7 protein-coding genes are annotated in these 10,727 nt (G+C 70.9%); 6 read left to right on the forward strand and 1 reads right to left on the reverse strand.

The window, feature by feature from the left end:
* The first annotated feature begins 101 nt into the window (after nt 1–101).
* The 3 genes from DEJ33_RS12605 (at nt 102) to DEJ33_RS12620 (ending at nt 7,140) form a co-directional block, all read left to right on the forward strand.
* On the forward strand, nt 102–5,534 hold the full coding sequence (locus tag DEJ33_RS12605) for a DUF6531 domain-containing protein (protein WP_111195151.1): 5,433 nt from the start codon (nt 102–104) through the stop codon (nt 5,532–5,534).
* A 35-nt stretch (nt 5,535–5,569) separates the two neighbouring features.
* Nucleotides 5,570–5,923 (forward strand): hypothetical protein, encoded by a 354-nt coding sequence (locus DEJ33_RS12610; protein WP_146242620.1) that lies wholly within the window; start codon nt 5,570–5,572, stop codon nt 5,921–5,923.
* A 1,028-nt stretch (nt 5,924–6,951) separates the two neighbouring features.
* Complete coding sequence (locus DEJ33_RS12620) at nt 6,952–7,140, forward strand: hypothetical protein (protein ID WP_111195153.1); 189 nt, start codon at nt 6,952–6,954, stop codon at nt 7,138–7,140.
* 7 nt (nt 7,141–7,147) lie between these two features.
* Here DEJ33_RS12620 and DEJ33_RS12625 read toward each other — a convergent pair whose 3' ends face one another.
* Nucleotides 7,148–7,564, reverse strand: a complete 417-nt coding sequence (locus DEJ33_RS12625) for a hypothetical protein (RefSeq protein WP_111195154.1) — start codon at nt 7,562–7,564, stop codon at nt 7,148–7,150.
* A 22-nt stretch (nt 7,565–7,586) separates the two neighbouring features.
* Between DEJ33_RS12625 and DEJ33_RS12630 the strand changes: the two genes are divergently transcribed.
* From DEJ33_RS12630 to DEJ33_RS12640, 3 genes are all read left to right on the forward strand, one after another.
* Nucleotides 7,587–7,910: a hypothetical protein gene (locus tag DEJ33_RS12630; RefSeq protein ID WP_111195155.1), complete on the forward strand. Its 324-nt coding sequence runs from the start codon at nt 7,587–7,589 to the stop codon at nt 7,908–7,910.
* Between the two features lie 261 nt (nt 7,911–8,171).
* Nucleotides 8,172–10,196: a glycosyltransferase gene (locus tag DEJ33_RS12635; RefSeq protein WP_111195156.1), complete on the forward strand. Its 2,025-nt coding sequence runs from the start codon at nt 8,172–8,174 to the stop codon at nt 10,194–10,196.
* On the forward strand, nt 10,193–10,603 hold the full coding sequence (locus DEJ33_RS12640) for an ATP-binding protein (protein WP_111195157.1): 411 nt from the start codon (nt 10,193–10,195) through the stop codon (nt 10,601–10,603). Before DEJ33_RS12635 ends, DEJ33_RS12640 begins: the two co-directional genes overlap by 4 nt.
* Nucleotides 10,604–10,727 lie beyond the last annotated feature (124 nt).

Consider the following 10,727-nt stretch of genomic DNA (forward strand, 5'->3'; position numbering starts at 1 on the left):
CTGTCGTCTGCAGGGGTCGTGTCACGTGCACGACCAGCACCACCACGACCAGCACCACCAGCACGATCAGCACGATCAGGACGACGACCGGGGGACGGCACATGAGCGACTTGCACGGGGCAGCACCACTCGAGTTCGACAACGCGACGGCCGACGCGCTCATCGCGGAGCTGACGTCCACCGCCGATGCGATCGAGGGTCAGTCCGCCAGCCGCTCGTCGTACGTCACCACCGCGGCGACGGACTTCCGGGGACACTTCGCCGACCTCTTCGGTCAGAACGCCACGACCGCCGCGACCGACGCCACCCGGCTCACCGGGACCCTCCGCGACGTCGCGGGCTGGGTCCGGATCCTGAAGACCGCGGCGGAGCAGGAGAACGCCCGACGCAAGCGTGCTCGCGACTGGCAGAAGGAACACGACGAACGCAACCTGCTCGAGGTCGGCCACGACTGGCTGTTCGGTGAGGACAAGCCGCCGTCGGAGGCCCCGGAGCCCGAGCCGGTGTTCCAGGCGAGCACCCCACCCGCCGGCACGCGTCAGACGCCCACTCCGGGTTCCGGTGGCGGCGGGAGCGGCGGGACGTCCTCCGCCCGGCCGGCCGACCTCCGCTCCTTCGCCACGGGGTCGTCCGACCTCAACGGGCAGCTGACGGGCCGCGGTTCGGCGCTCCGTGGCAAACTCGACGACTTCGCCAGCCGCTGCAAGTGGGGGTCGATCAGCGCGCACGGGGTCGCCACCGCGATCGACGGCTGGTTGACCGCCAACGACGCCGACGTGACGTGGGCGAACACCGTCGCGGCGGCGTTCGAGGCAGCGGGCGGCAGCGGTTCGGTGTCGACGGTGTCCGACGTCGCCCTCGCGGCCGCGCTGCAGGGGGCCGGGGTCTCCGCCGAGCGGTCCGGCCTGACGATCGAACCCCCGCAGGCCTTCGGTGCGCCGCCCACGACGGGCTACTCCCTGGACCCGGTCAACACCGCGACCGGCAACTTCCTCGAGTCGGAACTCGACCTCGGCTTCACCGGGGCGTCCGAGCAGCTCCGGCTCACCCGCATGTACAACTCGCTCGACGACCGCGTCGGGGTGTTCGGCCGCGGATGGGCCTCCGTCCTCGAGACCGGTCTGGCCGTCGACGACGAGGGTGCGACCCTGACCCAGGCCGACGGCCGGGTGCTCCGGTTCCCGCGGGACGGCGAGGGCTGGCACCGCGCCGTCGGTGAGTACGTCCGACTCACGCACGAAGGCGATCAGCTCGTCGTCCGCGACTCCGACGGTGGATGGTGGGCGTTCTCCCCGTCCGGCACCTGGCTCGCCGCCGGCACCGGTCCTGGTACGACGGTCCGGGTCGAGCGGAGCGCCGACGGCACCGTCTCCCGTCTCGCGAACGAGCGCGGACGCTGGATCGACGTCGAGTCGCTGGACGGTCGGATCGTCGTGGCCCGCGGCTCGGACGGCCGCCGGGTCGAGTACCAGTACGACGACGCCGGACAGCTCACGCACGTGCACGCCCCGACGGGCACCCGCACCTACGAGTGGGACGACGACGGCCTGGTCGTCGCGGTCGTCGACGAACACGGCGTGGTGGAGGCCCGCAACACCTACGACGACCGCCGCCGCGTCGTCGAGCAGGTCACCCCGCACGGCCGCACCGTGCGCTTCGCCTACCTGCCCGGACGCGTCACCGTGGTCTCCGACCCGGACGGCTCCCGGTCGAACACGTGGATCGCGGACGCGAAGGGCCGACTCGTGGGGGTCGTGGACACCGACGACGCCCGCCAGTCGATGCACTACGACGCACGCGGTCGCCTGGTCTCGGTCACGGACCGCGACGGCTCGGTCACCGTCCACGCCATCGACGACCGCGGCCGCCGGACCCGGACGGTCACGCCGTCGGGTGCGGACATCACCTACGGGTACGACGACCAGGACCGCGTGACCACCGTCGTCACCGAGACCGGGTCCGTCGTGACCTACGAGTACACCGGTGACGACCGTGACCCGTCGGTCGTCGTCGACCCCGAGGGCGGGCGCAGCGAACTCACCTGGGAACGCGGACTGCTCCGGCGCGCGGTCGACCCCACGGGCGTCGCCGTCGAGCTCGAACACGACGAGCACGGCGAACTCGTGGCGACCCGTAACGCACTCGGCGACGTCCTGCGCATCGAGCGAGACGCCGCCGGACGACCGACCGCGGTGACCACCCCCTCCGGTGTCCGCACCGAGTACCGGTTCGACGCGGCCGGACGCCTGACCTCACGTCGCGACGCCGACGGCGCCGAGTGGACCTTCGAACACGAGGGCTCCCGGATCGTCGCCGTGACCGACCCCACCGGTGCCCGCACGGCCTACGGGTACGGGGCGAACGGTGAGGCCGAGCGCACCACCGACCCGCTCGGACGCACCATCACCCGCACGTTCGACGACCTCGGCAACGTCGCCGCGCTCGAACTGCCCGACGGCGGTCGCTGGAGCTTCGTGCACGACCCGCTGTCCCGGCTGCGCGAGACCGTCGACCCGGACGGCAACGTCTGGCGACGCGACCACGACCGGAACGGTGCACTCACCGGGATCACCGACCCCACGGGCGTCAGCGTGGAGGGCACCACCGACGTCGCCACGGGCATCGCGACGTTGCGGGACGCCTTCGGCACCACGACGGTCCGCCACGACGCGTACGGCCGACCGGTCGAGACCACCGGCGACGACGGCGGCGCTGAACTGGTCACCTACGACCGCTGCGGTCGGCCCGTCGAACTGGTCGACGGCGAGGGCGGTCTGACCCGACTCGAGCGCGACCTGGCCGGCCGGGTGACCGCCGTCGTCAGCCCCACCGGCGCCCGGACGACCTACGAGTACGACGCCTGCGGTCGACCGTCCGCCAGCACCGACCCGCTCGGTGGACGGACCGAGCTCGGGTACGACGCCGACGGGCGCATCGTCACCAGGACCCTGCCGACCGGTGACGTCGAACGCACCACCTACGACGCCGTCGGACGGGTGACCACGCGGATCACCCCCGGCGCCGGCACGGCCCGCTACCGCTGGGACGGCGCCGGCCGACTGGTCGGCGTCCAGGACGTCCGATCCGGGCAGCGCCGGTTCCGCTACGACGCCGCCGGGCAGCTCGTCGAGGCGGTCAACGGACTCGGAGGCGTGACCCGGTTCACACACGACCTCCGCGGTCGGGTGACGAGCGTCACCGACCCGCTCGGCGGCGTGACGACCTACCGGTACGACGGCGCCGACCGGGTCGTCGCCGTGACCGATCCGCTCGGCCGTGAGACCGCGGCCACGTACGACGCCGCCGGCCGCCAGACCGGGCAGACCGACCCCGACGGGCACACCACCACGTGGTCCTTCGACGCCTCGGGGCGACAGCACACCGTCGCGGTCGACGGCCGCACCGTGTCCGAGGTCCGCTTCGACCGTGCCTCCCGCACCGTCGTGGTCACCGACCACAGCGGGGGAGACGGCCGCGCCTTCGACCACGAACTCCAGCACGACGGCCGGGGACTGCTCGTCCGACGCAGCCGCGGTGACCGGTCCGTCACGTGGGAGTACGACGCCGACGGCAACCGCACGGCCCGCACCGAGCCCGACGGCACGCGCACCACCTACCGTCGCGACGCTGCCGGCCGGCTCGTCGGCGTGGAGCGGGTGGGCCTCCCGGTCGTCTCGTTCGTCCTCGACCCCGCCGGACGCCCCGTCCAGGCCGCGGTCGGCGACGTCGTGCACGCCTGGAGCTGGGAGAACGGCCGACTGGTCGCCCACACCACCACGACCACCGACGGCGTCGACACCACCCGGATCGAGCACGACGCCGACGACCGCATCCGTGCCGTGGTGCAGGGCGGGGCGACGACGTCGTACGTGCACGACGACGCCGGACAGCTCATCCGTGCCGAGCACCCCGACGGCACCGCCACCGCATGGGAGTACGACCCCGCCGGCCGCCTCGTCGCCGAGCGGCTGGCGGACCGCCTGCTGCGCCACGAGCACGACGCCGCCGGCACGCTCCTCGCGAGCACCGACGACGCGACGGGCGAACGCGTCGAGTACGTCTCCGACGGGCTCGGTCGCCGCGTCCGTCGCACGGCCACCGACGGTACGACCACGGAGTACGCGTGGGATGACCTCGGCTACCTGGCCGCCGTCGTCGACCGCGACGCTGCGTACGCCGAGACCGGTGCGCACCGACTCCGCGTCGACGTCCTCGGCGAACCGCTCGAGGTCGACGGTGCCGAGACGTGGTGGGACAGCGCGTCCCCGACCCCGTCGCTGCTGTCGATCGGCGGCCTGCACGTCCTCGGCCTCCCGGGCGGCATCACGGCGCTCGGCGACGACTGGGCGCAGCCCACCTGGCGGGCTGCGCGCGCGACCGACACGGCGGACCCGTGGGGTGTGCTCAGCGCGGCCACGGGCCTCCAGGCCGCACCCGCGTTGCCGACCGGCGTCGACCTGACCGCCACCGGCGGACTCGCCGTCGCGGGGCTCGAGTGGCTCGGTGCCCGCGTGTACGACCCGTCAGCCCGCGGGTTCCTGTCGGTCGACCCGCTGCAGCCCGTCATCGGTACCGCCTGGTCCGGCAACCCCTACGCCTACGCGGGGAACGACCCGCTGCACGCTGTCGACCCGCTCGGGCTCCGACCGGCGACGGACGCCGACCTGCAGGCGTACCAGGACGAGCACGGCAGCCACTGGGAGTACGTCGTGGCCGGAGCTGCCGGTGGGTTAGGGGTGATCCTCGGTGTGGGACTGCTCATGACCGGCATCGGTGGCCCGGCCGGTATCGCCCTGATGGCCGCCTCTGGAGGGCTCGTGAGCGGTGCGCTGTCCACGGCTTCACAGAAGGCCCAGCACGGGTCGGTCGACTGGGGCAAGGTCGGTCTCGACACGGCGGTCGGTGCGGTCACCGGCGCGCTAGGCGGCGGTGCCGCGATGTTCGGCAAGGCAGCCATGGCCGCGGCACCGGCAGGTCGAGCAGCTGGAGCAGCTGCCGTCAACGCGGCCGTCAATGGTGGGGTCGGAGCCCTAGGAGGCGCAGGAACCTACCTCGCCGAGCACGGCGGCAAAGTGGAGAACTGGTGGGAGCTTGCCGGTGCCACGGTCGGCGGCGGGCTAGCCGCCGGCGCGAGCGGATTGGCGGGACCCGCTGGTGGAACGATCGCGGCGAGATTCGGACACGACGTGACGGGGCACGTTGCGAACGCCAGCGCTCTGGCCATCACTGGGGTGTCCTCGTCCGTCGGCGAAGCTGCCAAGGAGATCATCTCAGGCGACGACCTGAACCCGTCGAAGATAGCGACGAGTGGTGTCTCCGGGACAGCGCTCTCGGCTGCATTCGCCAAGTGGACGCCGAGCATGCACGGCGTCGACACGCTCGCGCAAGTGCCGTTGTTCCACCCGGGGACGCTCAAGGGAGCGTTGAACCCGATGCGAACCAACACGCGTGCCCTGTGGGGGAGCGCAGGCCTGGGTGCGACTACCGGTGGTGGGTTCGACATGCTGAGCAATGCCCTGACGGGTGGAGATTGATCTTGATGCCGGGCAGCAGAACTGCGAGGCGACCGTTGAAGGACCACGCGCTGGTGTGGCGGGTCACGACGCTGGTGTTCGTCGTCATTGTGGCTACCTGGTTGACCGTTTGGATCGCTCAAGTCCCGGTGGCCAAAGCAGCGGCGGCAGGGGCGATCGGGTTGGCCTACGGGTTCTTGTTGGGCTTCCTCGAACCTCGTCAGGCTCTGATACGAGCGATCATCCCCTTCACGATCCCCGCTGGCTTCATCGTCTTGGTCGGAATCGGCGGTGTCTTCCGCGCATCATCGATGATGTGGCTCCTGACGGCGGCGGTTGCCGTCGAGTACGGCAGATCTGCACGTGGCCGACTCCGCCGAACATCGAGCGATCCGAGCGGCGAAGCGTAGGTCTCGTGTCGTGTCGTGTCGTGCCGTGACCGCGACGTGACAAAGTGTGGTAGCTGCAAGTACATCGGGCGATGAGCAAAGCGAGCGGTGTTCGGCAGTCAGCGCACCTTCATACGCTGCATGTCGCAGTCAGGCCGGAAGGGACTGTACCCAGCGGGTTAAACCGCGGAGTTCCTCATCGTGCAGGATGAGTGGGGGCGGCGTGTCCATAGCAGCCGGAAGCATCAGCAGAGTTTCGGCCGGCACCTGAGTCGTCCACTGCTCCGCTGCTGACGACGGACCAGCGGCCTCCGGCCAGCACAAGAACATCAGTGGTGAGCTCGACGATTCGGCGATTCCCTGCTGCTTCCGCAGGACACGATCGAGATCTGAGACCCGGAACTGCGCACTCAACTGAACAGTACGGACGACGACGGAACGAACCAAGCGTCGTCGTCGACCGACGGCGAGTGGTGCCCACTCAGCTCGGGCAGACGTGCCGAGCCATGGCGCAACTTCGGTCAGCGCCCACGCGGGCGGCTCTGGGCTCTTGATCTGCCGGAGACGATCGAACACCGCTTCAGCATAGGCGTCTGCCCCGGTTGATCGAACTGGTCTGGAGAGGGGAGACCGCTGTCGGCGGGATCAGCGGCGCCCCGGTTGCGGCGGGGATGGAGGTTCAGGCCGCGCCGTAGCGCGGGCCGCCACTGCCGCTTCAGCGTCACGTATGGCCAGCGCGGCAGCAGTCGCAGACAAGGCGCTGGCGCGGACAGCGACTCTCGGGCTCAACGTGTCGGCCAGCGTCGGTGGCGTCACGGGCATCGTCACCGACACCGCGCACCACACTCTCCAGAACAGTGGGTACTACCCGCAATGACGCAGACGAAGCGCTGGCGTGGACAGCGACAGCATCCGGTGAACGTGATCGCGGCGGCGTGCCTGCTGGTCGTGGGTATCGGTGTCCCAGTCGGTGTCGCGGGCGGGCACGCCGCTCTTCTCGCCCCCTAGCTGGCGGTGGGTTTCGTCGCCGGACTCGTCGGGCAGGGAGTGTGTTCGCACTGCTCCGACCCGTGACGGCGTCGTTGCTCCTCGTCGTGGGGATCTTCGGCGCGATGATCCTCTTCACCCGTGTCCTCGACGGGTGGGATGCGGCTCTGCTGCCGTGGATCACGTGCAGTTTTGCCGGGGCGGTCTTCGGCGCGCATCTGCGGTGGATGGTGGAACGTCGCCGCGTCTGACCTGAGGTCAGCGGGGGAGCGTGTGCACCCACTCGCGGAACGAGTTCAGTGCTGGTCCCAGCAGCTGCACCGTCGGCGGCGTCTCCAGCGGATCGACGAGCAGGGTCAGGCTCTCCGCGGGAGCATCGTGGAGCCAACGCCCGGCGGGTGAGTCGTCGGCGGCGTCGTCCGGCCACATCAGGAAGGCGATCGGCGGCTGGTTGACGTTCTCGGCGGTGTTGAGGTCGTGGTCGACGAGCTGCTGGACCTCACGCACCGCGAACACCGGTGAGACCGTGCCGTCGAAGAGCATGACGCCCGGGATGGTCTTGCCCTTGCGGCCGATCGGCAGCGGGACGCACTGCGCCGTGACGCCGTCCGACTGCCAGGGCGCCAGCGTGCTGAGATCGACCGGTTCCGTGTCGCGTCGTGCTCGTCCGAACATGGGGCGAGTCTAGGCTCGCGGTGTGCGGGGGCGGCTGGAACGACTGGCGGACGCGGTCGACGCGATCGTGCCGCTCGTGCGGGAGGTCGACGACGTCGGCGGCCGCAACGCCGAGCGCTTCCAGGCGGCCGCGGACCGGTTGCGGAACGTCCCACTCGGACGAGCGGATCGGAACGCGGTCCTCCGTGATCTCGAGGCCCTGCTCGGGGCCGGGTCCGGACGGCTCTCCGACCGCTACCTGGTGCACGACGACGGCCGACCCGACCTCGAGCGGTCGCGGACGTTCACCGAGCTGGTCGCGCGGATCCGCTCGCAGGCCTGGTGGCTCCGGCACCTGCCGTTCTGACCGCCGTCGTGCACATCGTCGAGCAGCACCTCCGGCGTCCCCAGATCGGGGCGTCGTGCTGACAGGTGCCGCCCCGCTGCGGTAGACAAGACAGCACGCCGGAGTCGACCCGAACGACGCCGAGCGGACGGTGCCGCCCGTGGACCCTGGATCCGCCGATGACACCGTTGCCACACCCGTGCCGGCAACCGCGTGCACGGGGCTTCGGGGATCAGGAGGGGACGCCGTGCACCGCAGGGACGGTTCAACAGGGGTGCGCCGATGACGGCGTTGGACGTCGGCCGACGCGACCGTCGTCGGCTGACCGTCGGCACGCCCCGCCGCCGACTCCTGGCGGTCCGGACCGTCGCCGTGCTCGCCGCGGTGTCCGGCCTGAACTACGTCGGATGGCGCTGGGTCGCCTCGGTGAACTGGCACTCGTGGTGGATCGCCGTGCCGTTGATCCTGGCCGAGACGTACAGCGTGATCGACTCGGTGCTGTTCGCGTTCGGGGCGTGGAAGCTCCGCGAGCGCGGGGAACCACCGACGAAGCCGAGCACCGACGTGACGGTCGACGTCTTCATCACCACCTACAACGAACCGATCGACCTGGTGATGCGCACCGCCCTGGCTGCGAAGGCGATCACGCACCCCCACACGACGTGGATCCTCGACGACGGCAACCGCCCCGAGATGCGCGCCGCTGCCGAGGCCGAGGGGCTCGGGGTGATCACCCGCGGCAAGGACTGGGTCGACCGTCCGCGGCATGCCAAGGCCGGCAACCTCAACAACGCCCTGCTCGCGACGCAGGGGGAGTTCCTGCTCATCCTCGACGCCGACCAGGTACCGGAACCATCGATCCTCGACCGCACCCTCGGGTACTTCAAGGACGAGCGGATGGCCCTCGTGCAGACCCCGCAGTGGTTCGAGAACGTCCCCGACTCGGACCCGCTCGGCAGCCAGGCCCCCCTGTTCTACGGGCCGATCCAGCAGTCGAAGGACGGCTGGAACGCCGCGTTCTTCTGCGGTTCGAACGCCATCCTCCGGCGCGAGGCCCTGATGCAGCTCGGGATCACGCGGTACGTGCGCGAGGTCGAGACCAGTGTCCAGCGCACCATCAAGACCGCGAAGAAGCTCCTCGGCCGCTCCCGTGAGACCGAGACGGACGAGCGTGTCCTCGTCGCCCTCGACGATGCCGAGGCGGTCGTCGACCGTGCCCGTGACGAGGTCGCTGCCGGCGAACCGCTGGGTGACGTGACCTACCGGTTCCAGCGCGGCATCGACGCGATCGCGTTCCGGTTCGCCGCCGCCGACCTCGAGTCGGTGCGCGCCGACCTGCAGGAACTCGCGGCGATGTCGACCGACGCGAACACCTTCGCCGGTCTCGACGACGCCGCGCTCGACGTCCTCGGCCAGCGGGGTGCGTCCCCGGTGGCCGCGATCGAGTCGATCGCGGTGCTCGCGCGTGCCCTCGACGTGGACCGTGACGACGAGGCGCAGGCGATCATGCCGCTGGCCACGATCTCCGTGACCGAGGACATGGCCACCGCGATGCGCCTGCACGGCCTCGGCTGGCGGTCCGCGTACCACGACGAGATCCTGGCCAAGGGGCTCGCGCCGGAGGACCTCGAGACCATGCTCGTCCAGCGACTCCGCTGGGCGCAGGGCACCATGCAGGTCTTCTTCCGCGAGAACCCCCTGGTGCAGAAGGGCCTGTCGTTCGGGCAGCGCCTGATGTACTTCTCGACGATGTGGAGCTACCTGTCCGGCTTCGCCGCCGTGGTCTACATCGCCGCCCCGGTGCTCTGCCTGTCGTTCGGCGTCGTGCCGGTCCAGGCCTACAGCTCCGACTTCTTCGCACGGCTCATCCCGTTCCTGGTGCTCAACCAGCTGCTGTTCTGGGTGGTCGCCGCGGGCAGACCGACGTGGCGCGGACAGCAGTACTCGCTGGCGCTGTTCCCGGTGTGGATCGAGTCCGTCACGAGCGCGTTCGAGAACGTGTTCCGCGGCCGGCCGCTCGGCTTCCGCGTGACGCCGAAGGTCCGCGACACCACCGACGCGAAGCCGCGCTGGGACCTGGTGAAGCCGCAGCTCATCGCGATGGGGGCGCTCGCCGCCGCCCTGGTGATGATCGGCATCCGGTACCTGACCGGGCAGGCGGAGGGCATCGCGCCCCTGGTCAACACGGCCTGGGTCGTCTTCGACCTGTTCATCTTCAGCATCGTGATCCGGGCGGTCCGGTACCGCGGGCCCGAGGCCCCGGTGCCCCTGGAGCACGAGTCCACGACGGTCGGAGGACCCCTGTGAGCATTCACGCGAGCATCGACGTCCCCGCGGTCCCGGCGTCGCTCGACACCGTGCAGGACACCTTCGCCGCCTGGTGGGACGGCCAGGGCATCGAGGACCCCACGATGCGGTTCCGGTTGGAGACCGCCCTGGTGGAGGTCGCCGCGAACGTGATCGAGCACACCCGCCGGTCGGACACGCAGGAGGGCCGTCGGTTCGTCCTCGACCTGACCGCCCGGGACACCGAACTCGTCGCCGTCCTGTCGGACAACGGCATGCCCGCGGACATCGACCTCAGCGCCGTGACGATGGCCGACCCGGAGGACGAGGGTGGCCGCGGGCTGGCGCTGGCGATCGCGGCGCTCGACCGCCTCGACCACCACCACGAGGGTGGGCGGAACGTCTGGGTGCTGGTGTGCGCCCGCTGAAGCAGCTCGGGACGCGGGTCGTCGCCCTCCTGGTCGTCCTCGGCGTGCTCCTGTTCGGCGGAGCCCTGCCGGCGACCGCCGCCCCGGCCGCCCCGGCCACCCCGACCGCCCCCCCGACGGCCGC

Origin of the sequence: Curtobacterium sp. MCPF17_047 (assembly GCF_003234045.1) — a bacterium.
Classification (GTDB): Bacteria; Actinomycetota; Actinomycetes; order Actinomycetales; family Microbacteriaceae; genus Curtobacterium.